At 62.2% G+C, this 24,710-nt stretch carries 24 protein-coding genes; 8 read left to right on the plus strand and 16 right to left on the minus strand.

Translation table 11 applies throughout. The features are described 5' to 3' along the window. Nucleotide 1: 1 nt before the first annotated feature. A complete protein-coding gene (locus tag ACFE72_RS02720) occupies nt 2-1,177 on the minus strand; it encodes a L,D-transpeptidase (RefSeq protein ID WP_375411517.1) in 1,176 nt (391 codons plus the stop codon). A gap of 504 nt (nt 1,178-1,681) precedes the next feature. On the opposite strand from ACFE72_RS02720, the gene ACFE72_RS02725 reads away from it, so the two are divergent. After that, nucleotides 1,682-2,296 (plus strand): hypothetical protein, encoded by a 615-nt coding sequence (locus tag ACFE72_RS02725; RefSeq protein ID WP_375411518.1) that lies wholly within the window; start codon nt 1,682-1,684, stop codon nt 2,294-2,296. A 3-nt stretch (nt 2,297-2,299) separates the two neighbouring features. Here the strand turns inward: ACFE72_RS02725 and sseA are convergent, their stop codons facing one another. From sseA to ACFE72_RS02740, 3 genes are all read right to left on the minus strand, one after another. Further along, entirely contained in the window at nt 2,300-3,157 is an 858-nt protein-coding gene (sseA, locus tag ACFE72_RS02730) for a 3-mercaptopyruvate sulfurtransferase (RefSeq protein ID WP_375411519.1), read from the minus strand. A 110-nt stretch (nt 3,158-3,267) separates the two neighbouring features. Next, on the minus strand, nt 3,268-3,693 hold the full coding sequence (locus ACFE72_RS02735; protein ID WP_375411520.1) for a rhodanese-like domain-containing protein: 426 nt from the start codon (nt 3,691-3,693) through the stop codon (nt 3,268-3,270). Between the two features lie 92 nt (nt 3,694-3,785). Continuing rightward, entirely contained in the window at nt 3,786-4,961 is a 1,176-nt protein-coding gene (locus ACFE72_RS02740) for a VWA domain-containing protein (RefSeq protein WP_375411521.1), read from the minus strand. Between the two features lie 163 nt (nt 4,962-5,124). On the opposite strand from ACFE72_RS02740, the gene ACFE72_RS02745 reads away from it, so the two are divergent. Together ACFE72_RS02745 and ACFE72_RS02750 are read left to right on the plus strand one after the other, a co-directional pair. Beyond that, on the plus strand, nt 5,125-5,379 hold the full coding sequence (locus ACFE72_RS02745) for a GlsB/YeaQ/YmgE family stress response membrane protein (protein WP_375411522.1): 255 nt from the start codon (nt 5,125-5,127) through the stop codon (nt 5,377-5,379). An 82-nt stretch (nt 5,380-5,461) separates the two neighbouring features. Further along, complete coding sequence (locus ACFE72_RS02750) at nt 5,462-6,304, plus strand: AAA family ATPase (RefSeq protein WP_375411523.1); 843 nt, start codon at nt 5,462-5,464, stop codon at nt 6,302-6,304. Nucleotides 6,305-6,416: 112 nt separating this feature from the next. Here ACFE72_RS02750 and ACFE72_RS02755 read toward each other — a convergent pair whose 3' ends face one another. The 3 genes from ACFE72_RS02755 to ACFE72_RS02765 all read right to left on the minus strand — a co-directional run bounded on the left by ACFE72_RS02755 (nt 6,417) and on the right by ACFE72_RS02765 (nt 9,666). Further along, entirely contained in the window at nt 6,417-8,057 is a 1,641-nt protein-coding gene (locus ACFE72_RS02755) for a GMC family oxidoreductase (protein ID WP_375411524.1), read from the minus strand. Nucleotides 8,058-8,059: 2 nt separating this feature from the next. After that, nucleotides 8,060-8,653, minus strand: coding sequence for a GNAT family N-acetyltransferase (locus tag ACFE72_RS02760; RefSeq protein WP_375411525.1), 594 nt, complete (start codon nt 8,651-8,653; stop codon nt 8,060-8,062). Between the two features lie 83 nt (nt 8,654-8,736). Continuing rightward, the gene (locus ACFE72_RS02765; protein ID WP_375411526.1) at nt 8,737-9,666 is read right to left on the minus strand and encodes an SMP-30/gluconolactonase/LRE family protein; all 930 of its coding nucleotides are present in this window, start codon (nt 9,664-9,666) and stop codon (nt 8,737-8,739) included. A gap of 388 nt (nt 9,667-10,054) precedes the next feature. Between ACFE72_RS02765 and ACFE72_RS02770 the strand changes: the two genes are divergently transcribed. Next, nucleotides 10,055-11,266: an ABC transporter substrate-binding protein gene (locus ACFE72_RS02770; RefSeq protein WP_375411668.1), complete on the plus strand. Its 1,212-nt coding sequence runs from the start codon at nt 10,055-10,057 to the stop codon at nt 11,264-11,266. 110 nt (nt 11,267-11,376) lie between these two features. Here ACFE72_RS02770 and ACFE72_RS02775 read toward each other — a convergent pair whose 3' ends face one another. Next, entirely contained in the window at nt 11,377-11,715 is a 339-nt protein-coding gene (locus ACFE72_RS02775) for a hypothetical protein (protein WP_375411669.1), read from the minus strand. Between the two features lie 217 nt (nt 11,716-11,932). On the opposite strand from ACFE72_RS02775, the gene ACFE72_RS02780 reads away from it, so the two are divergent. Continuing rightward, nucleotides 11,933-12,139 carry a hypothetical protein gene (locus ACFE72_RS02780; protein ID WP_375411527.1) on the plus strand — a complete coding sequence of 69 codons (207 nt, stop codon included), beginning with the start codon at nt 11,933-11,935 and terminating at the stop codon, nt 12,137-12,139. Nucleotides 12,140-12,384: 245 nt separating this feature from the next. Here ACFE72_RS02780 and ACFE72_RS02785 read toward each other — a convergent pair whose 3' ends face one another. Beyond that, nucleotides 12,385-12,819: a cupin domain-containing protein gene (locus ACFE72_RS02785; RefSeq protein WP_375411528.1), complete on the minus strand. Its 435-nt coding sequence runs from the start codon at nt 12,817-12,819 to the stop codon at nt 12,385-12,387. 307 nt (nt 12,820-13,126) lie between these two features. Next, nucleotides 13,127-13,780 (minus strand): glutathione S-transferase family protein, encoded by a 654-nt coding sequence (locus tag ACFE72_RS02790; protein ID WP_375411529.1) that lies wholly within the window; start codon nt 13,778-13,780, stop codon nt 13,127-13,129. A gap of 135 nt (nt 13,781-13,915) precedes the next feature. Between ACFE72_RS02790 and ACFE72_RS02795 the strand changes: the two genes are divergently transcribed. Next, nucleotides 13,916-15,139, plus strand: a complete 1,224-nt coding sequence (locus ACFE72_RS02795) for a polyhydroxyalkanoate depolymerase (RefSeq protein WP_375411530.1) — start codon at nt 13,916-13,918, stop codon at nt 15,137-15,139. 296 nt (nt 15,140-15,435) lie between these two features. Next, complete coding sequence (locus ACFE72_RS02800) at nt 15,436-16,242, plus strand: extracellular solute-binding protein (protein ID WP_375411531.1); 807 nt, start codon at nt 15,436-15,438, stop codon at nt 16,240-16,242. Nucleotides 16,243-16,355: 113 nt separating this feature from the next. On the opposite strand, the gene ACFE72_RS02805 is transcribed toward ACFE72_RS02800, so the two are convergent. Beyond that, on the minus strand, nt 16,356-17,099 hold the full coding sequence (locus tag ACFE72_RS02805) for a transporter substrate-binding domain-containing protein (RefSeq protein ID WP_375411670.1): 744 nt from the start codon (nt 17,097-17,099) through the stop codon (nt 16,356-16,358). Nucleotides 17,100-17,356: 257 nt separating this feature from the next. After that, on the minus strand, nt 17,357-18,535 hold the full coding sequence (locus tag ACFE72_RS02810; protein WP_375411532.1) for an MFS transporter: 1,179 nt from the start codon (nt 18,533-18,535) through the stop codon (nt 17,357-17,359). A 66-nt stretch (nt 18,536-18,601) separates the two neighbouring features. On the opposite strand from ACFE72_RS02810, the gene ACFE72_RS02815 reads away from it, so the two are divergent. Beyond that, complete coding sequence (locus ACFE72_RS02815; protein ID WP_375411533.1) at nt 18,602-19,411, plus strand: helix-turn-helix domain-containing protein; 810 nt, start codon at nt 18,602-18,604, stop codon at nt 19,409-19,411. 173 nt (nt 19,412-19,584) lie between these two features. Here the strand turns inward: ACFE72_RS02815 and ACFE72_RS02820 are convergent, their stop codons facing one another. From ACFE72_RS02820 to ACFE72_RS02835, 4 genes are all read right to left on the minus strand, one after another. Beyond that, a complete protein-coding gene (locus ACFE72_RS02820; RefSeq protein ID WP_375411534.1) occupies nt 19,585-20,001 on the minus strand; it encodes a RidA family protein in 417 nt (138 codons plus the stop codon). Continuing rightward, nucleotides 19,998-21,692 carry a benzoate-CoA ligase family protein gene (locus ACFE72_RS02825; RefSeq protein WP_375411535.1) on the minus strand — a complete coding sequence of 565 codons (1,695 nt, stop codon included), beginning with the start codon at nt 21,690-21,692 and terminating at the stop codon, nt 19,998-20,000. Before ACFE72_RS02825 ends, ACFE72_RS02820 begins: the two co-directional genes overlap by 4 nt. Then, nucleotides 21,676-22,185, minus strand: a complete 510-nt coding sequence (locus tag ACFE72_RS02830; protein WP_375411536.1) for a MarR family winged helix-turn-helix transcriptional regulator — start codon at nt 22,183-22,185, stop codon at nt 21,676-21,678. Before ACFE72_RS02830 ends, ACFE72_RS02825 begins: the two co-directional genes overlap by 17 nt. A gap of 152 nt (nt 22,186-22,337) precedes the next feature. Beyond that, nucleotides 22,338-24,683 carry a bifunctional salicylyl-CoA 5-hydroxylase/oxidoreductase gene (locus tag ACFE72_RS02835; RefSeq protein ID WP_375411537.1) on the minus strand — a complete coding sequence of 782 codons (2,346 nt, stop codon included), beginning with the start codon at nt 24,681-24,683 and terminating at the stop codon, nt 22,338-22,340. Between the last annotated feature and the right edge of the window lie 27 nt (nt 24,684-24,710).

Below are 24,710 nucleotides of genomic sequence, written 5' to 3' on the forward strand. Positions count from 1 at the left end.
CCTACCGCACTGTCATTGGTGCCGGCAGCGGCGGCACCACGGTCGGCTGAGTACCGGGAGCGCTGGACATCGGAGGCGGCGGCGCGGCGTTCGGCCCGGGCATCGGCTGGACGGATGCCGTAGCCGTCGACGGTGGCGGAGCTCCACCCGGCAGCACCACCACGCGCGTGCCGACCTTGACCCTGTCGAACAGGTCGGAAACGTCGTCGTTGAGCATGCCGATGCAGCCCGAGGACACGAATTTGCCGATCGTCGACGGCTGGTTGGTGCCGTGGATGCGATACACCGTGGATCCGAGATACATTGCACGAGCGCCAAGCGGATTGCCGGGTCCGCCGGCCATGAAACGCGGCAGATAGGGCTGACGCTCGATCATTTCTGTCGGCGGATGCCAATCCGGCCATTCCGCCTTGCGCGAAATTTTCTGCGTACCGGTCCATGTGAATCCGTCGCGGCCGACGCGGACCCCGTAACGGATCGCACGCCCGCCTCCGAGCACATAATAAAGATATGTGTTCGGGGTATCGACGACCAACGTTCCCGGCGGCTCCTTGGTAACGAAATTCACCTCCTGGCGGCGCAGGTTCGGCGGCAGTTGCACCGGGGCGACTTCCGGCTGTTCGTCGACGGGCAGCGCGGAAAGCACCATCGGCCGGCCGTCTGCGCCTTGCGGCTGTACCGAACCGGTGACGGCACCGGGAGCGCCGATCGCCTCGGGCGGACGGAGCGCGCCGTCGCCGCCACGATCCGAATAGGTCTGCTGCGGCCGAGCGCCTGGAGGGCGGTCAGCGTAAATGACGGCAGGTCCATCGGGCCGGCCGTAACGCGGATCGTTCGGCGACATGATCGGGCCCTGCGGCATGGCCCGTTCGGTATAGACCGGTGGGCCGACCACGCGGCCGTAGCGCGGATCGTCCGGCGACAAAATCGGACCGGGGGGAGATAGCGCCACGGAATCGGAGCCGCGCGGGGCCTGATCGTCTTCCAGCGCATCGAAATCCGGCGCTACATCGCGCGAGTCCCGATAATCGGCCGGATAACCGCCGGGAGGATAATTGGGGTCGCGGGAATACACCGGGCCGGGTGCCTGCGAATAGCCCTGCGCAGGCGCGAGCGAGGTTCCCGCCGCGCTCACAGCTACGGTCGCCATAACGGTCAGAATGCGTTTGATCATCATCGCCCTTATATAGCCCCAAGCCGACACCGGAACGTTAACGGCCAGATGGCCGAGGATAGCGGCGCATTCAAGACAAATCTGCGAATTAGCGCCGAATTGCGACATATTATGATATCGGCAGACCGGCGCGGCCGGAATGCGCGCTCGCAAAAAGCATCTCATCGGTATCCGACCGGCCATTTTTAACAATCGTATCCGAAGCATTGCGGTTATTCTCGAATCGCCCTGATTCGCGGCATTTCAGCAGTGAGAAACCTTGGCATTCCGTCGTTACCGCGTCCCCGATGACCCGAAAGCCTTCCTAGGATCTGCAAGCGAAGGCGGAACATCCAATTCATGCTTCCCGGCTTCCGTTTCCTGATCGCTGCGACCGTACTGTCAGTATCAATGCTGATTTTCGGGCTCGGTGCGGCAGCGCTGCTGCGCGCGGCGCACGAAGAATTTGTCAGCATCCCGTCGCGCCGCGCGCCTGCCGAGACCATCTTCGCGCGACGCGGCGATGCCATGGCGACGCTCGCGATACTGCGCGCCGGCGAACCGGCGCCGGACGAAGCGATGGTGAATGCACCGGAAACGGACGACGTTCAGCACGTTGCCCCGGAGCAAGCAGCGATTGTTGCGACGCCGCCGGAGCCGGAAAAGCCCGCGCTCGAATCCGACCGGATCACCGCGCTGACCGATGTCGAAGCGCCGGCAGAAAACCCTTCGTCCCCGGAAATGCCCACGACGGAAGCATTCACGCCCGATATTCCGGTACAGGCCGATGCTCCCTCGCCCGCTGGCGAGACGACGGTTGCGGCGATTGCCGAGATAACCCCAATCGCGCCGAGCCGGGCCGCCGTGACGACGCCGGATCAGCCGACCGCGCCGGCCGACGCCAGCACCAGAATTGCTGAAACGAAAATCGCCACGCTCGGCGGTCCGCCGGTGGCCATTGATAAACCGTCATCGGCGCCACCAAAGCGCGCACCGGCGAAGGTGAGGAAATCCGCGCAGGTCAAGCCCGCCGTCAAGCGTCGCAGAATTGTGCAGCGTCCGCGTGTGGCGCGCCCAATGGCAGCGCAGCAACCGGCAAACCCGTTCGGTTCCCCCTGGGCGGCCGTTCCGCAAGCGCGCTGATACTCAGGCCGGCCCGGTCGCAACGGGGGGCCCGTCAGGCAGTCCCCATTCGGCCCACGAGCCATCGTAAAGCGCGCTGCCGCGTACGCCGAGCCGATGCAGGGCGAGCGTCAGCACCGCGGCCGATACGCCCGATCCACAGGTCGTCACGATCGGTTTTGTCATGTCCACGCCGGCGCCGCTGAAAATCCGCCGCAGATCGTCCGGCGGCTTCATCGCGCCGGTTTTGGCGTCGAACAATTCGGCATAGGGGACGTTGCGGCTGCCGGGAATATGGCCCCCGCGAAGACCCGGCCGCGGCTCCGCCACCGCGCCTTCGAAGCGCGGACGCGGACGCGCGTCGATCAACTGTTCCGCATGAGAGTCGAGGTTGGCGATCAATTGTTGCTTGCTGCGGACAAAATTCGGATCCAGCGTCGCCTGGAATTTCCCGGGCTTCGGCGTCGCCTTGCCGGCGTGGGTCGGACGGCCTTCGGCTTCCCACTTCTTAAGCCCGCCATCCAGGACTTTAACCTTGCCCTGTCCGAACGACAGAAACATCCACCATGCCCGGGGGGCTGCGACCCAGCCGCCGGAATCGTAGGCCACCACCGTGTCGCCGCTCGAAATTCCCAATGCGCCGACATCGCGCGCGAACTGCGCGGCGTCGGGATACATATGCGGCAGCGACTGCGAACGATCGGAGACCGCGTCGACATCGAAAAATACCGCACCGGGAATATGAGCGGCGAGATAATCGTCGATCGGCAACGGCATCACGCCGGGCAGCTTGAACGATGCATCGATGATCTTGAGTTTCGGATCGTCGATACGGGCGGCAAGCCAGTCGGTCGAGACCAGCGGATCGTCGGTGGTGGTCATAAGCAATCTCCCCACTCCAGTCATTGCCGGGCGTGAGCCGGCAATCCATCTTCTCGAAAGACTCTTGTGAAGAATGATGGATACGCGGGTCAAGCCCGCATATGACGAAACTAACCCTTCGCCTTCTTCGGCTCCCATTTCTCGACCGGGCCGCCGGCATCGCGCCACGCGGCAAAACCGCCGCCCAGATGCGCGACGGGCTTCAGGCCCATGTCCTGCGCGGTTTTCGCAGCGAGGGCCGAGCGCAAGCCTCCTGCGCAGTGAAAGATGAATTTCTTGTCGCCCTGGAAAATCGGCTTGGCATAGGGGCTTTGCGGATCGATCCAGAACTCCAGCATGCCGCGGGTGCAGGAGAACGCACCAGGAATCCGGCCGTCGCGCTCGATCTCTCTGGGATCGCGGATGTCGACGATCACCACGTCGCTGCCGGCGCCGCCGTGATAGGCCGCGATGGCATCGGCCGCGCTCACGGTTTCGATTTCGGCACTGGCCTCCTCGATCATCGCCTTGATGCCGCGGGTAATGGTCTGGGACATTGACTCTCCCTCTTGTCTCGAACGCCGCCGTTTTTCCGGCCCCGGTGCAGCGCACCGCTTCGCAGCGCTACGCTGCATCCGGGCCCGAAACGTTACCGCACCAGTTCCCTCATCGCATTTTCCAGGCCCTCGATGGTGATCGGGTACATGCGTTGCGAAAACAGCCGGCGAATGATGGTGGTGGATTCCGAATAGTCCCAGTGCCGCTGCGCCACCGGATTGAGCCATACCGCGTGGGGATAGGTCCGGGTGATGCGCTCCAGCCAGACCGCACCGGCCTCCTCGTTGACGTGCTCGACCGAGCCGCCAGGCACCATCACCTCGTAAGGGCTCATCGAAGCGTCGCCGACGAACACCACCTTGTAGTCGTGCGGATATTTGTGCAGCACGTCCCAGGTCGGGGTGCGGTCGGTGAAACGCCGGCGGTTCTGCTTCCAAACGCCCTCGTAGAGGCAGTTGTGGAAATAGAAATATTCCATGTGCTTGAACTCGGTCTTCGCCGCCGAGAATAACTCCTCGACCTGCTCGATGTGCGAATCCATCGAGCCGCCGATATCGAAGAACACCAGTACCTTGACCGCGTTGCGCCGCTCGGGACGCATATGGACGTCGAGATAACCGTGGTTGGCGGTTTCCTTGATGGTGGTGTCGAGGTCGAGTTCGTCCGGCGCGCCGGTGCGGGCGAATTTGCGCAGGCGGCGCAGCGCGATCTTGATGTTGCGGATGCCGAGTTCGACATTGCCGTCGAGATCCTTGAACTCACGGCGGTCCCATACCTTCACCGCGCGAAAATTGCGGTTCTTGTCCTGGCCGATGCGGATGCCTTCCGGATTGTAGCCGTGGGCGCCGAACGGCGAGGTGCCGGCGGTACCGATCCATTTGTTGCCACCCTGGTGGCGGCCCTTCTGTTCCTTCAGCCGCTCGCGCAGGGTTTCCATGAGCTTGTCCCAGCCCATCGCCTCGATCTGTTTCTTCTCTTCCTCGGTGAGATATTTCTCGGCGAGCTTCTTCAGCCATTCGGCGGGGATGTCCGCCTTTTCCATGGCGTCGAGCAGGCTTTCCAGCCCCTTGAACACCGTGCCGAAGACGCGGTCGAACTTGTCGAGGTTGCGTTCGTCCTTCACCAGCGCCGCGCGTGAGAGGTAGTAAAAGTTCTCCACCGTCTGCTCGGCGAGGTCGGCGTCGAGCGCCTCCATCAGCGTCAGATATTCGCGCAGGGTCACCGGGACCTGGGCATCGCGCAGCGATGTGAAGAATTGCAGAAACATGGTTCAGCACTTTGCCCTTGATAAGGCGTCCGTCAAGGGCTTGCAGCGCACGTCCGGTAAGTGCGGGGCTGCAATGCACCCCGTAAAGTCCTGTCGGCAGCCTAGAATGCCAAGGCACTTTGAACTAAACTCGGCCCGTTGAAGTGTCAAACCGGGGAATTTCATGGGTATCGACTCCATTATCGTCTGGCTTATCGTGGGCGCCATTGCCGGCTGGCTCGCCGGGCTGATCGTCAAGGGCGGCGGCTTCGGCCTGTTGGGAAATATCGTCGTCGGCATCATCGGTGCGGTGGTCGCGGGCTGGCTGTTGCCGAATCTCGGAGTCAATCTGGGTGGAGGTATCCTCGCCGCGATTATCGATTCCGCCATCGGTGCAGTAATCGTTCTGGTCGTTATCTCACTGGTCAGACGCACCTGACGACCGGCCTTCACCGTGGGAACGACCGCCGCACCGGCGGTCGTTTCTTGTTTAATGCAGGAAACAGCAAGGCAGAGTTTAAATGAAATTTACCGGGACCAAGGATTACGTCGCTACCGACGACCTCAAGATCGCCGTCAACGCCTCGATCGTGCTGGAGCGCCCGCTCCTGATCAAGGGCGAGCCCGGCACCGGCAAGACGGTACTCGCCGAGGAGGTCGCCAAGGCGATCGGTGCGCCGCTGTTGACCTGGCACATCAAGTCTACCACCAAGGCCCAGCAGGGACTGTATGAATACGACGCGGTATCGCGGCTGCGCGACAGCCAGCTCGGCGACGCCCGCGTCTCCGACATCGGCAATTACATCAAGCGCGGCAAATTGTGGGAAGCCTTCACCCACGACAAGCGCCCCGTGCTGCTGATCGACGAAATCGACAAGGCCGATATCGAATTTCCCAACGATCTGCTGCTCGAACTCGACCGCATGGAATTCTTCGTCTACGAAACCGGCGAAAACATCAAGGCGAAGCTGCGCCCGATCGTGATGATCACCTCCAACAACGAGAAGGAATTGCCCGACGCGTTCCTGCGCCGCTGCTTCTTCCACTACATCAAGTTTCCCGACCAGGAGACCATGAACCGGATCGTCGACGTGCATTTTCCCGGCATCAAGCAGCGGCTGGTCCAGGAGGCGCTGCGCATCTTTTTCGAGGTGCGCGAGGTGCCGGGCCTGAAGAAGAAGCCGTCGACCTCGGAGTTGCTGGACTGGCTTAAGCTGCTGCTCAACGAGGACATGACGCCGGAAATGCTGCGCGAACGCGAGCCGCGCAAGCTGATCCCGCCGCTGTACGGCGCGCTCCTGAAGAACGAGCAGGACGTGCATTTGTTCGAGCGGCTGGCCTTTCTGAGCCGGCGCGAGGTGTGAAGACACAGCGCAGCGCGTAGCTCTTCGCCATAAGCGCGTCTAGGCGCGAAGCAGCGCTTCGCGCCGGGGACACGAGCGCGGTGTTGGGGCTGTGCCGAGCCGGACGGCGCATTCAGTTGCTCGACAACACCGCCGCCTCCAGCGGCGCACGCCCGCGGATCAGATCCGACGCCTTGTCGGCGATCATCAGGGTCGAGGCGTTGAGATTGGCCGAAATCATCCGCGGCATGATCGAGGCATCGACCACGCGCAGGCCCTGCAGCCCATGGACGCGGAGTTGATCATCGACGACGGCCCAAGAACTATCGGCGGGCCCCATGCGGCAGGTGCATCCCGGGTGGAAGGTGGTGGTCCCGCGCTGGGTCGCGGCGGCGAGGAATTCGTCGTTGGTCTGCACGCCGGGTCCGGGAAAGTCCTCATAGGCGTAATAGGGCGCGAGCGGCGCCGAGGCGAGCAGCCGCCGCGCCAGCTTCATCCCGGCGACGACCACGCGCCGATCGAGTTCCGCCACCAGGTAATTGGTCTGGATGATCGGAGGCTCGAACGGATCGGCCGAGCGGGCGCGGACATAGCCGCGGCTCTCCGGCCGCTGCTGCCAGGACGCCACCGTCATGCCGGGCTGGTCCTCGAGCTGTCCCTGCACGCCTTCCTTGTAACTTGCCGGCGTGAAGGTCAGTTGCAGATCAGAGCTCTCGGTGGTCTCGCCGGAGTGCCAGAAGCAGTAGACCATGGTGGGGGACAACGAAAGCAGGCCGCGCCGCGTCGTGGCCCATTTCAGCGCCTCGACCCACAAATGCAGGCCGCGCCTTCGTTCGTTGATGGTCTTGATATTCTTGACGCGTGCGACCGAACGCGGCGCGTAATGGTCCTGCAATCCCTCCCCGACGCCCGGCAGCGCGTGACGTACCTCGATGCCGAGCGACCGCAGCAGATCCGGCGACCCTACGCCGGACAATTGCAGCAGTTGCGGCGAGTTGTAGCTGCCGCCGGCGAGAATCACTTCCTTTTTAGCGCGAACCTCGGTCGGGGTGCCGCCCCTGCCGCCCTTGGTATAGCGCACGCCGGTCGCGCGCTTGCCGTCGAAAATAATTTCGGTCGCATGCGCATGCGTTCGAACATGAACATTCGGCCGTTTCGCCGCCGGATGCAGGAACGCGGTGGCGGCGCTGACGCGACGCCCGTTTTGGATCGTCCGCTGCGCGTAGGAGACACCCTCCTGAACCGCGCCGTTGTAATCCGGATTGCGCGGAATGCCGAGGCTCATTGCGCCGGCCATGAATGCCTCGCAGAGCGGATCCCGCCACTCCATCGTGGTAACGGTCAGACTGCCGTCGCGCCCGCGAAACGTGTCCTCGCCTTCGCCAATGCGCCGTTCCAGCCGTTTGAAATACGGCAACACATCCGGATAGCCCCAGCCCCGGTTGCCGAGCTGCGCCCAGGTGTCGAAATCCTGGCGCTGTCCGCGATTGTAGATGTGCCCGTTGATCGAGGACGAGCCGCCGAGCGTCTTGCCGCGCGGCGCATAGATACTGCGGCCCCCGGTCCATGGACCGGGCTCCTGCTGGTAGGCCCAGTTGATGCCTCGCATATGAAAGGTCTTGATGAACCCCGCCGGCAGATGGATGTAGGGATGCCAATCCCGGGGCCCGGCTTCCAGCACGCAGATGCTGGTGCCGGCGTCCTCACTCAGCCGGTTGGTCAGCACGCATCCGGCGGAGCCCGCGCCTACGATAACATAATCGAACGTATCCATCGCTACCGGGCCTTCTCATTCAGTTGATAGTCGAGATGCGCCTTCACCGTCGGCCATTCCGACGCGATGATACTGTAGACCACGGTGTCGCGCAGCGTGCCGTTCGGCGAAATCGTGTTGTTGCGCAGGATGCCATCCTGTTTCGCGCCAAGCCGTTCGATGCCGCGCCGGCTCTGGTGATTGAAAAAATGGGTGCGGAATTCCACCGCGATGCAATCGAGCCGTTCGAACGCATGTGTCAGCAGCAATGATTTGCATTGGGTGTTGAGCGCGCTGCGCTGGACGCGCTTGGCGTACCAGGTCGACCCGATCTCGACGCGGCGGTTGGGCGCATCGATATTCATGTAGGTGGTCATGCCTGCAATTTTTCCACTGGCATCGAACACGGTCCAGGGCAGCATCGCGCCCGCGCGCTGCAGGCCAAGGCGGCGCTCGATCTCCCCGTCCATGTCTTCCGGCTTCGGAACGAAGGTATACCACAGCTTCCACAACTCGCCGTCTTTCACCGCCTCGACCAAGCCGTCCTGATGTTCGTGCGATAAAGGCTCGAGCCGCGCGTACGGACCCTGCAGAGTTACCGGTTCAAGCCATGGCATCAAAGGCTCCGATGCTTACCGTTTGCGGTTTTCTGGATTGCTTCGCTTTTGCTCGCAATGACAGAATTCTTTCATTTCGATCATCACTTGTTCAAAAAATTCAGCGGCAGGCCGGGCCGCGCCCAGTCCATGGCCACCAACTCGCCCTTGCCGGACAGCGTGATGTACGCGGTCTTCAATTCCGCTCCGCCGAACGCGATATTGGTGGTGACGCGGTCACCGGTCGGCACCTGCTCGACGATGGTGCCATCGGGCGCGATCACCGAGATGCAGCCCGAGATCAGGGTAGCGACGCAGACATTCCCCCCGGCCTCCACCGCGAGCGAGTCGAACATCTGATAGCCGCCGAGACCCGCGATCGGCTTGCCTCGTTCGCCGCGATAGATCACGTCGCGCGGCCTGACCTGACCGGGCGCAGGAACATCGAAGGCCCACAGCCGCGCCGTCGGCGTCTCGGCGACGTAGACGGTGTTTTCGTCGGGCGACAATCCGATGCCGTTGGCCGGCAGCATGCCGAACACCTGCTCGGTCAATTCGGTTGCGCCGGGGTTCATGTAATAGACCGCGCCGACGTCCATGTCTCGCGCGCGGCGCTTGCCGAGATCGGTGAACCAAAGCCCGCCTTGTTTATCGAACACCAGATCATTCGGCCCCTTCAGCGGGTGCTCGCCGCATTTATCGAACAGCGTCTCGACCTTGCCGGAGACAAGATCGATGCGCTGGATCGATCCGCCGATATATTCCGCACTGCTCGGCGGGCCCGGCATCATGGTGCCGCGCGAGGAGATCCAGCTGAACCCGCCATTGTTGCAGATGTAGCATTTGCCGTCGGGGCCGATCGCGGCGCCATTGGGACCGCCGGGAATTTCGGCCACGATCTCCTTGCGCCCATCCGGCCATATCCGGGTCAGCCGCCGGCCGCGAATTTCGACCAGCACCACCGATCCATCGGGCATCACCACCGGCCCTTCGGGAAATTCGAGATCGGTGGCGAGAACGCGAACACTGGACATGAATCCTCCCGGCTTTTTAGCTGCAGGCGGACTCGATCCCGCGCACACAGCACTTTGTTATGCGATGTTATGGCAAAGGTGACCTCGATTGCAAAGCGAGAGATCGCAACGCACGGGGCTGTTTCGCAAGGACCGGGACCGTATCGGACACCGGCATTCTGCTTGCTTCACCCTGCGGCGGTCACTGCGCAACAGCGGCGCGCTGCGCTGCATCGGCGGCCCGGCGTCCGCGTGGTTCCGTGTCGCGGAAAATAGCCGCGGAGGCATTGCTGGCAACGTCGGCCCAACTGTGCATACTGCATCCGCATAATCCGACGGCTCAAGAACCGACCGCCAGAAGATCGCCCGAGCCTCGGCCATTACCTCAGGGAGGACGATCGTGCAAATTTTGAAACATGCCAAATCACTTGCGCTTGCAGGGGTTCTCGCAGCATCTGTGGCGAGCACCGCCGCCGCGCAGAAGAAATACGATCCGGGCGCCACCGACACCGAAATCAAGATCGGCAATATCATGCCCTACAGCGGGCCGGCATCGGCCTACGCCACCATCGGCAAGACCGAGGCGGCTTATTTCAATAAGATCAACTCCGAGGGCGGCATCAACGGCCGCAAGATCAATTTCATTTCCTACGACGACGGCTACAGCCCGCCGAAGGCGGTCGAACAGGCGCGCAAACTGGTCGAGGCCGACGAGGTGCTGCTGATCTTCAATTCGCTGGGCACGCCGAGCAACACGGCGATACAGAAATACATGAACACCAAGAAGGTGCCGCAGCTCTTCGTATCCACGGGCGCCGCCAAATGGAACGATCCCAAGAACTTTCCCTGGACCATGGGATGGCAGCCCAACTACCAGACCGAGGCGCGCATCTATGCCGCCTACATCCTGAAAAATCATCCCGGCAAGACCATTGGCGTGCTGTACCAGAACGACGACTTCGGCAAGGACTATGTGATCGGATTGCGCGAGGGCCTGAGCGACCAGGCGAACAAGCTCATCGTGGTCGAGAGTTCGTACGAAACCAGCACGCCGACGGTGGATTCGCAGGTGGTTCAGATCAAGACCGCCAATCCAGACATCTTCATCAATATTGCAACGCCGAAATTCGCCGCCCAGGCGATCAAGAAGATCGGCGAACTGAAATGGACTCCCGTTCATTTCCTGACCAATGTTTCGGGCTCGATCGGCGGCGTGATGAAGCCGGCCGGCTACGAGAACGACCAGGGAATACTGTCGACGGCCTATCTGAAGGACCCGAAGGATCCGCAATGGAAGGATGACCCGGCCATGAATGAATGGCGGGCATTCATGACCAGATGGTATCCCGAAGGCGATCAGGACGATGCCTCGACCGTGTTCGCCTACGGCGTCGCCAAGGGGCTTGAGCAGGTGCTCAAGCAGTGCAAGGACGATCTTACCCGCGAAAACGTCATGAAGCAGGCCGCCAACCTGAATTTCGAGATCGGAATTTACCTGCCGGGCACCAAAATCAAGACCGGCCCCACCGACTTCGCGCCGCTGGAGCAGTTGCAGATGATGCGGTTCAAGGGCGAAAGCTGGGAGTTGTTCGGACCGATCATGAGCGGCGAGAAGAGCTGAAGCGCTTCGTCGTTGCGAAGAGCTCCGCGACGAAGCAGTCCAGTGGGACTTCGTGTAGCTGGATTGCTTCGCTTCGCTCGCAATGACGGATGTGGCAGCTCTTCCATTCGCTACTTCGCGCCGTCCTTGGCCGGCTCGGCTTTCTTTTTCTGATCTTCGATCGTCTTCTTCTGCGCCACCTGCAATTCGTCCACGGCCCTTTGCAGTGCGGTGACGGTGGCTTTCAGGGCCTCGATCTGCGCTTTTGCGGCCTCGAGCTTTTGCTGGTGGTCGATGCCGAGCCGGGTGACGGTCTTTTGCAGAAAATCCACATTGCTCTGAAGGCAGCTGGTGCGCCGCTCCATGGTCTTTTCGACGGTGCAGATTTCGATGCCGGGAACGTCTTGCGCGGCGGCATTTCCGGATGCGAACAGCCAGGGCAACGGCAATACGGACACCACCAACATCATCCGGCTGATCATCTACGCCCCCATCGATTGTGCCGCGACGGCTGAAACAGCCAAGCGTCGCTTTCGGCGCCGTGTCAACGGGCGTGAAATGCGGAAACAGAACATACTGCAACCTCATTCGCGCTGAAACTGATCGCGGCAGTCTCCCAAGCGGCGTTAGGAGGTTGCGGAACAACCGTCGGCGCAAGCCGTTCGGTTTCCCACGGAGAACCATGACATGGCAACGCGCGAACGACGCCTGGCTGAATTCAACGGCAATGGCGAACCGCCACCAGATCAGCCGGTGCAGGTGCTGTGCGAGGATCACAGCGGCACCTACCAATTGCCATTCGCTTGCCGCTGGATCGATGGAGAGTGGCGCAACAGCGAATCGGGCGGCACGGTTCAGGCGACCGTCATCGGCTGGCGGCTGCCGCGTCCTTAAAACGCCTTCACCTGCGGCGGGACGAAGTGTGCCACAATGGAACTGAACGTGGCGCCTTCTTAAGGTTCGGAACGCGTCCGGAACGAAACGCGCCCGAATCGGCGGCAAGGGTCCCGCGTCAGGCCGGCATTCCCAGATATCGAAATACCGGGCCGGCACCGCACAACAGCAGCCGGGCAAAAGCCGCGATTCCCAGACGGTTGGGGCGATTGTTAACCGTCCGGCCGTCGCCGGCCGGTCGCTTGTTATGTCCAGGGCGTCACCGGCGGAACGTTGTCGGTGGCCGGGGGCATGTCGACGGTCTTGAAGTCCGCGGGACTGACGATTTCAAGATATTCCATGTCCTGGGAATAATCATACAGATAGTGCACAATTCCCGGCCGTTGATGCACGACATCTCCGGCCTTAACCAGTGTCGGCTTGTCCTCATACATGAAGCGGGCCCAGCCCTTCATCATGATTACGATCTGGAATTCGCAATCGTGGCGGTGCCAGCCGGTGCCGTCCACCGGCGGCAAGTCGGCGTTGGCTTTCACAAGGTGACAGATCACCTGACCTCCGGTCGCCTCCGCAACGCCGAGGTCGCGGTAAAGGAAGAAATCGCGCAAGCCGCCGCCAGTGTAGTCGGTATCCTGCGGCTTGACGTGCGAGAATTTTTTCACTGCAGCTAGCTGGTTCATGGTCGGCCTCCACCGTCTGTCGCGCGATCGGCACGATCGCCGGCGACCAATTTTTTGGCAGCGCGGATCGTCACCTCGCAAGCTTGTTTGCACTATGCGAAAATCAAGCCAGCCCATTGCGACGCAGCAAACTTTGCTACGCCCGGTTTGACTGCCCTGAAGATCCTGGAACCACGAGTGGAATTCGGATTCGCGCCGATCCTGCGGCCGGCGCTGCGAAGCCCCATACGCCGCGGCTGGCATGAAGTTAAGCAAGACCTGCATGATGGATGAGCCCGTCAAACAAGCAGTACGGCTCACACGCTGCCTAATATTCGACCTCAAGTTCCTCGATGTCGGCTGGCTCGGCCTTGGCGGCATCGATCCATTCCTGCATCTCGGGCATCGCCATCACCGTGCCGGCATAAGCCGTCAGTATGTCGTCGAGCTTCACATCGTAGGTCATGAAGCGTGTCACGACCGGCGCATACATGGCATCGGCCATGGTGCGCTCGCCGAACAGGAACGGCCCGCCCGACCTGGCGAGGCATTCGCGCCAGATCGAGCAGATGCGGTCGATGTCGCCCTGCGCACGCGACCAGATCTTGAAATTCGGAAAGTGGGCTTTCAAATTGACCGGCAACGAGGCGCGCAGGGTAGTAAAGCCGGAATGGATCTCGCCGCAAATCGAACGGCAGTGCGCGCGCAACACCCGCTCCGTGGGTAACAAGCCTGCTTCCGGCATGACCTCGTTGAGATATTCCGCAATCGCCAGCGTGTCCCACACCGTAGCGCCGGCGTGCCGCAGGCACGGTACCAGGATGGAGGACGACAGCAGCAGGATTTCCGCTTTCGCCGAGGCATCATCCGGCGAGGTAATGATCTCGTCGAATTCCAGTCCGGAGAACCTGGTCAGCAGCCAGCCGCGCAGCGACCACGACGAGTAGTTCTTGCTGCTGATGGTCAGTGTGGCCTTGGCCATGGCTTCTCCTTATCCCGAACGGTCGATGAGACGCGCCTGCCGGTTTATGCAGCAAGCGACATGCCAGTTTTGCAGGCCGCCGGAGCCGGCGCTGGCGTCGATATTGCATGGCATCAAAAAGCAGGAAAGAATCGCATGATGTCCATGATGTATCAGGCTTATCAGAACCACATGGACCTCACGGCGCCATGGCGGATGGGGGCCGCGTCGGCGCTGAAAGTTCTCAACCTCGCCCCGCAGGGGAGCTCCGACAAGCTGTTCGGGCGTCTGGCTGCCGCTCTCGAACTGATCTCGCGGACATCGCTGACCTATGCGCGCCCGGCTTACGGGATCGACAAGGTGCTGGTGGGAAATCGGGAATTGCAAGTCACCGAAGAGGTGGTGTTCGCGACCGCGTTCGGCTCGCTGCTGCATTTCAAGAAAGAGAACTCGCCGGCGCAACCGCGGATGCTGCTGGTGGCGCCGATGTCCGGGCACTTTGCGACGCTGCTGCGGGGCACCGCGAAAACGCTGCTGCAGGACCATGACGTCTACATTACCGACTGGCATAATCCGCGCGACATCCCATTGACGGCGGGAAAATTCGGCCTGGACGAATACACCGAGCACTTGATCGCCTTCATGAACGAACTCGGTCCGCGCTCGCACATGGTCGCGATCTGCCAGCCCTCGGTGTGCGCGCTCGCCGCGGCCGCGATCATGTCGGAGGACGATCACCCGGCGCGGCCCGCCAGCCTGACCTTGATGGCCGGCCCGATCGATACGCGGATCGCGCCCACCAAGGTCAACGACTTCGCCAAGAGCAAACCGCTGACCTGGTTCACGGACAATCTGATCAACTACGTGCCGGTGCAGTGCAAAGGCGCGTTCCGGCAAGTCTATCCGGGCTTTGTGCAGCTCACTGCCTTCGTGTCGATGAATCTGGAGCGCCACGTCAAGCAGCATGTCGATCTCGCGGATCATCTCGCCAGGGGCGAAATCGAGAAGGCCGAAACCATCAAGACCTTTTACGACGAATATTTCGCGGTGATGGACCTGCCGGCGGAGTTCTATATCGAAACCATCCGCGACGTGTTTCAGGAGCATCTGCTGCCGATGGGCAAGCTGACCTATCGCGGCCGGCCGGTGAATTGCGCGTCGATCAGGCGGATGGGCCTGATGACGGTGGAGGGCGAAAAGGACGACATCTGCGCCATCGGCCAGACCCTGGCAGCCCAGGACCTCTGCACCGGCGTGCGCGCCTATCGCAAGGTGCATCACATGCAGGCCGGCGTCGGCCATTACGGCGTGTTCAGCGGCCGGCGCTGGAATACCGAGATCTACCCGCTGCTGCGGGATTTCGTGCACGTCAATTCGTGACGCCGGGCCATTCGCCTCCAGGTCATTGCCAGCAGTACACCCATGGAGTGGGTAGGCGCGAAGCGCCGTAACCCACCGTTCGCAACCCGTGAATTCGCCGGTCGGTGGGTTACGCGCCTACGGCGCTAACCCACCCCGCGCGCTGCGGGACTTCGTGCATGTCGGTTCATGACCAGCCCCGGATTTCGCTACTCCATCCCGCTACTTGCTCCCTAGGCTAGACCTGATTTGCGGAGTATCGTTCGCCGCGATCAAGGATGGCCAAACCAAGAGCCGTCCATCAGGGAGAACTTTCCATGAAATCCATCTCGATCGGCGTCCGCACATGCGCGCTCGGCATCGCCTGCGTTCTGTTGCTCGCCGGCGGAGCAGGCGCCGCCGAAATCCGGGTGATGATCTCGGGCGGACTGACCGCGGCCTACAAGGAACTGGTGCCGGAATTCGAACGCGCCACCGGCAACAAGGTCATCACGGCATATGGGCCCTCGATGGGCACTACGGCGAACGCGATTCCGGTCCGGCTGGAACGCGGTGAGCCGGCGGATGTGCTGATCATGGTCGGCTATGCCCTCACGGACTTGGCCAAGCAGGGCAAGGTGATGTCCGGCAGCCAAGTCGATCTGGTGAAGTCACCGATCGGGATTGCGGTGAAGTCAGGCGCGCCAAAGCCGGATATCGGTTCGGCGGATGCCGTCAAGCGCGCGCTGTTGGCTGCAAAATCGGTCGCCTATTCCGACAGCGCCAGCGGCGTCTATGTCTCGACCGAAATGTTTCAGAAACTAGGCATTGCCGACGAAATGAAAGACAAGGCGAAGAAAATCCCGGCCACGCCGGTGGGCGAGATCGTCGCGCACGGCGACGCGGAACTGGGCTTTCAGCAGATCAGCGAGCTCAAACCCGTGCCCGGGATCGATATCGTCGGGCAACTGCCGCCGGAGCTTCAGAAGATCACAGTGTTTTCCGCCGGCATTGCCAGCGTGAGCAAGGAGCCGGAAGCCGGCAAGGCGCTGATCGCGTTTCTCGCCTCGCCGACGGCGGCTGCTATGATCACCAAGAGCGGCATGGAGCCGATTCCAGCAATCGCCACGGTCGGGGCCAAATAACCGGCCGTCGTTACGGAGCGCGCGCGAACCCGGAATCCGGCAACACGCTCCGATTTCTGGATTCCGGTCGTCTGACGCCGCGCATAGCGCGCCAACGCCCCGAATGACGATTTCTACTTCACCCGGATCGGCGTGTCCTTCAGGCCGTTGTCGTCATAGGCCTTGCGCAGCGTTCCGTTCAACGTCGCCTCCGTCATGAATTTGGTGGCAAACGCCAGCGCCAGTGGATGATTCGGCGGCACCGCTACCGCGGTTACGGTCTGCTTGAAGGTCTCATCCAACACCCGCGATCCCGGAAGCTTTTTGGCCATCGCGTTGAGCTGGTCGCGCGACAGCGCGAACGCGTCGATCTCGCCTTTCTGCAGCAGTCCGAAAATCTCGTCATAGGTTTCATAGCCGGTGACTTTGGCGTTCTGAAGAAAAGCGGCCGCGCCGCGCATGGTGGTGGTCTTGTTGACGGCCGCAACCTTGATGCCGGGTTTATCGAGGTCCATGAAATTAGCGATTGCCGAGCCGGGCTTGACGATGAAGGTGGCGTCCGCGACCTCATAGATCGGGCCGAACGACATCCGCGCTTCGCGTTCGGGGTCTTTCGGCAGGAACGTCACATCCCAGGTGCCTTTCGACACCGCATCGACGATCTGTCCGGAATTCTGGTGCACGACATATTCGACGGGCACGCCGAGCTGGGCTGCCATTTCCTTGCCGAGATCGACCGGCACCCCGGCATAACCGCCCGCCTCGGTTTTGGTCGACCAGAACGCGCCGCCGGCCGGACTGATCGCGATCGCCACCCGCAGCCTGCCGGTCGGCGCGATCTCATCTTTCAGCGCATCGGCGCTTGCGGGAACGGCCATCATCATCGAGATACCCAGGATAAGGCCGCAGACACGCGCCAGACAGCGATCGAACATTTAACGTTCCTCCCATGCCGGGTTTTTGCCGATCCGTTATCACACACGTCATCCCAAGGGGCCGCGCCCTTGCGCGGCGTCGCGAAGGACCGCCTCGAGCGCCTGGAGCCCATCCTTCAAGGCTCGCCGTGAAGAATGGCGAGCACCTCAGGATGACGGTAGAGTGTAGCTGATGGTGCGAAAGCCGTATAGTTGAAAGCCTAATTCGCCTGCGCCGCCGGCACCTTGATCTCCGTCGGCAGGATGATCGCGGCAGCGACCACCAGCAGACACAGCCCGGCAAAGGCATGCAGCATGGTGGCGAAACCGCCTTGCTCGTACAGCCATGCCACCAGCCCGACCGAGGCACCCGCCGTGGTGAAGCCGACGAAATAACGCACCGCATAGGCGCGCGAGCGCCATTTCTCCGTGGTGTATTTGCCGATCATGGCGTCGTTGACGGTCACCTGGCCAAACGCTCCGATCACAATGCCAATAACAGCCAGGATCAGCGGCAGGTTCGACAGCGTCGCCGCCAGATACAGGAGTGGCGCCAGCAGAAACGACAGCGGCACGGCGACGGCCTTTAGCGAAGTGCGGTCGACCAGCTTGCCGATGGCATATTGCGTCAGCGCGCCGAACACATAGACGAACGCGGCGATTGCGCCCAGCAGCGCCGGGCTTCCGGTCAAATCGCTCAGCCGTTCCGCGAACAGCTTCGGCAGCGCTACTGTGACCGCGTTGAACGTCGTTGATATCGCAATTACTACGATCACAAGCGCGGCGATCACCCGCCACATGTCGCTTTTTGCCACCCGCGACTGCGCGGCGGCCTGCTTGAGGCCGGACCTGTCCTCGTGAACCACCGTGCGCATGAAAACCAGGCCAAGCAGTATGGTGAGGATGCCCGGACCAATGAAGGCCCAGCGCCAGCCGAGAAATTGCCCGACCACGCCGGTGACCAGCGCCGACGACGCCACGCCGAGATTGCCCCAGACGCCGTTGAGGCCGATCTCCCGGCCGAGCCTGTCGGCGTAGGACACGATCATGGCGGTGCCGACCGGGTGATAGATCGACGCGAACACGCCGATCGACAACAGCGCGGCGCCGAGTTGCAGCGGGGTCTGCACCAACCCGACCGCGACCATCGATACTCCAATGCCGGCGAAAAAAATCACCATCATGTGGCGGCGGCTCCAGTGGTCGCCGAGCCAGCCGGTCAGCAGCGAGCCAGCGCCGAACGCGACAAATCCGGGGGTCGCATAAGGCAGCAGTTCCGGATAGGCCATGCCCAGCGCCGGTCCCATCACGATGACTGCGGCGGCGAAGATCAACATCGCATAATGGTCGATAAAGTGCGCGGCGTTGACAAAGCCGATCACCCTTGCGGGGCTGTTCATGAAAAATCGAATCCTGCAATTTCCATCGAATAGGTTATAGGTTGTTGCCCTGACGGGATGTCGCCAATGAGTATCGCCGAAACGCCAATCGTTGCCATGCGCGGACATCATTCCGCGAGCGGCAATGGCGTCCATCTGGTCGCGCGCAATTATCGCAAAGGCGTCCGGCTCGACGCCCACATGCATCGCGAGGCACAACTGGTTTACGCAGCCAGGGGGACGATGCAGGTGACCACGCCGAAGGGACGCTGGCTGGTGCCGCCGGACCGTGCCGTGTGGGTGCCGGCACGGCTGGAGCATTCCATCGACGTGCTGGCGGATATCCAGATGCGGACGTTATATTTCGACCTGGCGTGGCTGGCGCGGGAGCATCGCAGCCGGAGTCTTGACGCCGAATTTGTGGTTCGGGTGTCGCGGCTTTTGCATCAGTCGATCCTGGCGCTGTTCGATGGCCGTGACAATCCCCAACGCACCGACCTGCTGATTCGGCTGGCCATGCTGGAGCTGCATCAGGCCGAAGACGCAGCTACCTTCATTCCGTTGCCGCGCGACGCGCGATGCCGCCGCGCTGCCGATATCGTGCTGGCCGATCCGGCCGCAACCTATGACGTCGCCGACCTCGCAAGTGACGTCGGCACTTCGGCCCGCACGTTGTCGCGGCTGTTCTCCGCCGAAACGCAGCTCAGCTTCAAGAGCTGGTGCCAGCGCGCCCGCATCGCCGCCGCGATCGAGCGGCTGTCGATGCAGCCGAACGTCTCGGTCAAGCAACTCGCGGCCGATTTGGGTTATGCGAGCTTTCCAGCGTTTTCGCATGCCTTCCGGCAGGTCACAGGCAAGACGCCGACGGAATTTGCAACAAAGGAAACGTCATTCTGAGAAGCCGCGCTTTGGCGCGGCGTCTCGAAGGATGCCCGCTGACGCTGTGTGCATCTAACCGTCATTGCGAGGAGCGCTCGCGACCAAGCAATCCGGTTTTCCTGGTGGCCTCTGGATTGCTTCGCTTCGCTCGCAATGACGCCAACATTCACCTCCCTTTCGGGAGAATGCACTTACCGCGGCACCACCGCGGTGGCCTCGATCTCGACTCGCGCAGCCTTCTCGACCAGCCGCACCACCTGCACCAGCGCCATCGCCGGATAATGCGCGCCAAAAAGTTCGCGATAGATCCGGCCCAGCGCTTTCAGGTTCGCCAGATACTCATCCATGTCGATGACGTACCAGGTAAGCCGCACCAGGTGCTCCGGCCGCGCGCCGCCTTCGGCGAGGATCGCGGCGATGTTGCTCAAGGCCTGACGCACCTGCGCGATGAAGCTCTCCGGCAAATCGCCCGCGGTGTCCCAGCCGATCACGCCGCCAGTCACGACAATGCGTCCATCCGCGGCCATGCCATTGGCATAGCCCTTGGGCAAGGGCCAGCCGCTCGGCTGCAAAATCCGCGGGCGGTCATTGTCACTTTGAAAACTCATTGCGCGGCTGTCCTGGCTGAAGTACCGGCCTGCGCCATTTGCCGTAGCGCGAACCGCTTCAGTTTCCCGGTTTCGGTCTTCGGCATTTGCGCGACGAACTCGATCGCGCGCGGATATTTATAGGGCGCGATCGTGCGCTTGACGTGATCCTGCAGGTCGCTCGACAGCGCGTCGTCGCCGGCGAATCCGGGCGCCAGCACCACATAGGCCTTGACGATCATGCCGCGGGCCTCGTCGGGCGCACCGACCACGCCGCATTCGGCCACGGCCGGGTGCGTCAACAACACGGCTTCGATTTCCGGGCCTGCGATGTTGTAGCCGGAAGATACAATCATGTCATCCGAACGGGCGACAAAGGACAGACGGCCGTCCGCGTCGCATACGAACGAATCGCCGGTCAAATTCCAGCCGTCGCGTACATAGTTTGACTGCCTGGCGTCGGCGAGATAGCGGCATCCGGTCGGCCCGCGGACCGCAAGCTTGCCCACGGCCCCCGGCGGCAGCTCGTTCATGTCGTCGTCGACGATCCTGGCCTGGTAACCCGAAACCGGACGCCCGGTAGTGCCTGCGGCCGCATCGCCGATCCGGTTGGTGATGAAGATGTGCAGCAATTCGGTGCTTCCGATGCCATCGAGGATCGGCTTGCCGGTCTTGCGGGTCCAGCTTTCGAAAACCGGCGCCGGCAGGGTTTCGCCGGCCGAAACCGCCAGCCGCAGCGACGAGAGATCGGCGCCCTGGTCCATCGCCGCCATCATCGCCCGATAGGCGGTCGGCGAGGTGAAGCATATCGTGGCTCTATAGGTTTCGATGATCCTGACCATCTCGGCGGGCGCCGCGTTTTCCAGGAGCGTCGCCGTCGCCCCGAACCGCAGCGGGAAGATCGCAAGGCCGCCGAGCCCGAATGTAAAGGCGAGCGGCGGCGAACCGACAAAGACGTCGTCCGGCGTGACGTTGAGGACTTCTTTGGCATAGCCATCTGCGATGATCATGAGATCGCGATGAAAATGCATCGTCGCCTTTGGCTCGCCGGTGGTGCCCGAGGTAAATCCCAATAGCGCCACATCGTCGCGGCCGGTTTTGACGGCGTCGAACCGGACCGGTTTGCTGAGGGCTGCGCGATCGAGTTCCGCATCGTGGTTCGACGTGCCGTCGAAGTTCACGACTTGCTTGAGAAACCGGCTGGTCTTCGCGCAGGCGACCAGTTCGTCGGCAATGCGGCTGTCGGTCAACGCCAGCGCGATCTCCGCCTTGTCGACGATCTTGGTCAATTCGCCGGCACGGAGCATCGGCATGGTATTGACGACGACGGCGCCTGCCTTGGTTGCCGCCAGCCATGCCGCAACCAGCGCCGGATTATTGCCTGACCGGATCAAGACCCGGTTGCCCGGCTTCACGCCGTAATTCTCGACCAATGCATGCGCCAGGCGATTCGACCAGTCCGCCAGTTCCTTGTAGGTGCGCTGGCGTCCGTTGCCGATCAGCGCGACACGATCGCCATGCCCCTTCTCGACGATACGATCGGTCAATTCCACCGCGGCATTGAGATATTCCGGATACTGGAATTCGGGCCGATCGAGCATCAAGTCCGGCCATTGCGAGAGCGGCGGGAGATTCCGCCGCGCAAAATCATCGGCATGGCCGGACGGTCCAAGCGTTGGACCGAGACTTGCAATCCTATCCGACACTTTCATTGCTCCCGCTTCTTGCAGCCTTCCGCGCTGACAATTTTGTCTTGGCCAACAGCCGCATCAGCTCGCGAACATCCTTTTCAGTCAAATCCGAAAACATGTCCGCGATCCAGGTTTCGTGTTCCGCCGCCATCTTGCGAAATTCGACGCGGCCGAGTTTGGTGAGTCGGATCACTTGCACGCGCCGGTCCTGATCCGAGGTACGGCGGGCGAGATGGCCGGATTCGACCAGACGTTCGACCAGACCGGTGACGTTGCCGTTCGACACCATCATGCGCTTCGAGACATCCGACAGCGTCATGCCGTCCGGGACCTTGTCGAGCTGCGCCATCAGGTCGAACCGCGGCAGCGTAACGTCAAAGCGCGCGCGAAGCCGGCTGCGCACCTCCCCCTCGATCAGGGTGGTGCAGGTCAACAGCCGCAGCCACAGCCGCAACTCGTCGCCGTGATCTTCGGGAGTTTCGCCGGCTTTGGTCTCGGAATCGAGAATTGTCATCGTCCCGCCATCATCGCCAGTGGCTTGGCCGCTCGCGCCATTGCCGTCATGCCCGGGCTTCCACGTCTTGCTCCGGAACAGCAAGACAGACGTGGATGGCCGGAATACATCCGGCCATGACGAAAGAAATCTGCGCCGCCGGCCCGGACATATTATTCCGCCGCCAGCGTTTTCGCCGCCTCGCGAAGCTCGGCCCGCGTCTTCGGCTTGCCCTTGATCTTGAGCTCATCGAAATCCTGACGGTCGCGCACGCTGTTGCGGAAAATTTGTTCCTTGCCCGGCAGATATTGCGGCGGGCAGGCAATCCCGGCGCCATACCAGGCGGCGGCGCGCAGCGTGAAGGACGGATCGACCAGATGCGGCCGTCCCAGCGCCACCAGGTCGGCGCGGCCGGCGGCGAGGATGGTGTTGACCTGATCCGCCGTGGTGATGTTGCCGACGCACATGGTGGCGACGCGCGCCTCGTTGCGGACCTGATCGGAAAACGGCGTCTGGAACATGCGGCCGTAGATCGGCTGCGCGTCGCGCACGGTCTGTCCGGTGGAGACATCGACCAGATCCACACCGGCGTCGCCGAAGGCGCGGGCGATTGTAACCGCCTCGTTGCCGGTGATGCCGCCCTCTGCCCAGTCGGTGGCGGAGATGCGCACCGACATCGGCTTGTGCGCCGGCCACGCCGCGCGCATCGCCGCGAAAATTTCCAGCGGATAGCGCACCCGGTTCTCGATCGGACCGCCATAGGCGTCGCTTCGCCGGTTGGTCAACGGCGAGATGAAACTGGCGAGCAGATAGCCATGGGCGCAATGCAGCTCCAGCATGTCGAAGCCGCACGCCTCGCCGCGCCGCACCGCGGCCACGAACTCCGCCTTGACCCGATCCATGGCGGCGCGATCCATCTGGCGCGGTACCTGGCTGTCCGGAAAATATGGGATCGGCGATGCCGACAGCACGTCCCAGCCGCCCTGCTCCAACGGCCGGTCCATGCCGTCCCACATCAATTTGGTCGCGCCCTTGCGGCCGGCATGGCCGAGCTGCAGGCAGATTTTTGCCGCCGAATTGGCATGGACGAAATCGACGATGCGCCGCCACGCGGCTTCCTGCTCGTCATTCCACAGCCCGGCGCACCCCGGCGTGATGCGGGCGTCGCGGCTGACACAGGTCATCTCGGTGAAGATAAGCCCGGCGCCGCCAATCGCGCGCGAGCCGTAATGCACGAAATGAAAGTCGCCGGGCACGCCTTCCTCGGCCGAATACATGCACATCGGCGACAGCACCGCGCGGTTCGCTAATTCCATCTCGCGCAGTTTGAGCGGCTGGAACATCGGAGCCACCGGATCATCGACGTCGACATTCAACCCTGCCGCGCGGACCTGCCGGGCAAAGGCGCGGTCGACTTCGGCGACGAAATCCGGAGCACGCAGGTTAAGATTGTCGTAGGTAATGGCCTTGGCGCGGGTCATGACGCCGAACGCGAACTGGACCGGATCGAAATCCCAGAAGCGCTCGACATGCTCGAACCAGACCAGCGACACATCGGCGGCGTGCTGGGTTTTTTCCACTTCCTCGCGCCGCCCCGTTTCATAGAGCTGCAGGGCGGCCTCGATGGTCGGCGCCGAATGCATCGCATCCGCCAGCGCGATGGCATCTTCCATCGCAAGTTTCGTGCCCGAGCCGATGGAAAAATGCGCGGTCGCCTTGGCGTCGCCGAGCAGCACCATGTTGCCTTTCACCCAGCGCTTGCTGCGGATCATCGGGAAATTTCGCCACATCGAACGGTTGGTCAGCAGCGGATAGCTGCCAAGGAACCAGCCGAAAATCCCGTGCATCCGCTGCGCCGAATCCTGTTCGCTAAGGCCCTCAAGGCCTGCGCGCCTGAACGTTGCGGGATCCGTCTCGAAAATCCAGGTGGAGCGGCCGACCTCGTATTGATAGGCATGCGCGATGAACGGCCCCCACTCGGTCTCCTGAAAGATGAAGGTGAAGGCATCGAGCGGTTTTGTGGAGCCCATCCAGGCGAACTTGTTGGCCCGCAGATCCACCTCCGGTTCGAAATGATCGGCGAACCTTTCACGAAAACGGCTGTTGATGCCGTCGGCCAACACAACCAGATCGGCATGGGCGAGCCCGCCGGTCGCATCGATCTCCGCTTCAAACATCAAATGGACGCCGAGTTCGCGGGCGCGTTCCTGCAGGATCGTGAGCAGCACGCGCCGGGAGCAGCCGCAAAACCCGTTACCACCGACGCGATGCACGGTGCCGCGGAAATGCACGGCGATGTCGTCCCAATAGGCAAATTCCTGGGTGATGCGCCGGTAGCTCGGCGAATCGTACTTCTCGAAATTATCCAGGGTGGCATCGGAAAACACCACGCCAAAGCCGAACGTGTCGTCGGCGCGGTTGCGCTCGTAGACCGTGATGGCGGCCTGTGGCCGCTGCTTCTTCAACAGAATCGCAGAATAAAGGCCGGCCGGCCCGCCGCCGACGATCGCGATCTTCATGGCCGCCTCCATGGCAATGCGCCGGGA

The sequence above is a fragment of the uncultured Bradyrhizobium sp. genome, assembly GCF_964252615.1.
Taxonomy (GTDB): Bacteria; Pseudomonadota; Alphaproteobacteria; order Rhizobiales; family Xanthobacteraceae; genus Bradyrhizobium.

Coding starts and splice junctions, on each gene's coding strand:
- ACFE72_RS02825 (WP_375411535.1), bottom strand. CDS start 21,692: ATGAAAGTGTCGGATAGGATTGCAAGTCTCGGTCCAACGCTTGGACCG.
- ACFE72_RS02735 (WP_375411520.1), bottom strand. CDS start 3,693: ATGTCCCAGACCATTACCCGCGGCATCAAGGCGATGATCGAGGAGGCC.
- ACFE72_RS02785 (WP_375411528.1), bottom strand. CDS start 12,819: ATGAACCAGCTAGCTGCAGTGAAAAAATTCTCGCACGTCAAGCCGCAG.
- ACFE72_RS02765 (WP_375411526.1), bottom strand. CDS start 9,666: ATGTCCAGTGTTCGCGTTCTCGCCACCGATCTCGAATTTCCCGAAGGG.
- ACFE72_RS02720 (WP_375411517.1), bottom strand. CDS start 1,177: ATGATGATCAAACGCATTCTGACCGTTATGGCGACCGTAGCTGTGAGC.
- ACFE72_RS02760 (WP_375411525.1), bottom strand. CDS start 8,653: ATGCCATGGCTTGAACCGGTAACTCTGCAGGGTCCGTACGCGCGGCTC.
- ACFE72_RS02820 (WP_375411534.1), bottom strand. CDS start 20,001: ATGAGTTTTCAAAGTGACAATGACCGCCCGCGGATTTTGCAGCCGAGC.
- ACFE72_RS02725 (WP_375411518.1), top strand. CDS start 1,682: ATGGCGACGCTCGCGATACTGCGCGCCGGCGAACCGGCGCCGGACGAA.
- sseA (WP_375411519.1), bottom strand. CDS start 3,157: ATGACCACCACCGACGATCCGCTGGTCTCGACCGACTGGCTTGCCGCC.
- ACFE72_RS02775 (WP_375411669.1), bottom strand. CDS start 11,715: ATGATGTTGGTGGTGTCCGTATTGCCGTTGCCCTGGCTGTTCGCATCC.
- ACFE72_RS02810 (WP_375411532.1), bottom strand. CDS start 18,535: ATGAACAGCCCCGCAAGGGTGATCGGCTTTGTCAACGCCGCGCACTTT.
- ACFE72_RS02740 (WP_375411521.1), bottom strand. CDS start 4,961: ATGTTTCTGCAATTCTTCACATCGCTGCGCGATGCCCAGGTCCCGGTG.
- ACFE72_RS02830 (WP_375411536.1), bottom strand. CDS start 22,185: ATGACAATTCTCGATTCCGAGACCAAAGCCGGCGAAACTCCCGAAGAT.
- ACFE72_RS02745 (WP_375411522.1), top strand. CDS start 5,125: ATGGGTATCGACTCCATTATCGTCTGGCTTATCGTGGGCGCCATTGCC.
- ACFE72_RS02750 (WP_375411523.1), top strand. CDS start 5,462: ATGAAATTTACCGGGACCAAGGATTACGTCGCTACCGACGACCTCAAG.
- ACFE72_RS02800 (WP_375411531.1), top strand. CDS start 15,436: ATGAAATCCATCTCGATCGGCGTCCGCACATGCGCGCTCGGCATCGCC.
- ACFE72_RS02815 (WP_375411533.1), top strand. CDS start 18,602: ATGAGTATCGCCGAAACGCCAATCGTTGCCATGCGCGGACATCATTCC.
- ACFE72_RS02805 (WP_375411670.1), bottom strand. CDS start 17,099: ATGGCCGTTCCCGCAAGCGCCGATGCGCTGAAAGATGAGATCGCGCCG.
- ACFE72_RS02835 (WP_375411537.1), bottom strand. CDS start 24,683: ATGAAGATCGCGATCGTCGGCGGCGGGCCGGCCGGCCTTTATTCTGCG.
- ACFE72_RS02790 (WP_375411529.1), bottom strand. CDS start 13,780: ATGGCCAAGGCCACACTGACCATCAGCAGCAAGAACTACTCGTCGTGG.
- ACFE72_RS02780 (WP_375411527.1), top strand. CDS start 11,933: ATGGCAACGCGCGAACGACGCCTGGCTGAATTCAACGGCAATGGCGAA.
- ACFE72_RS02755 (WP_375411524.1), bottom strand. CDS start 8,057: ATGGATACGTTCGATTATGTTATCGTAGGCGCGGGCTCCGCCGGATGC.
- ACFE72_RS02795 (WP_375411530.1), top strand. CDS start 13,916: ATGATGTCCATGATGTATCAGGCTTATCAGAACCACATGGACCTCACG.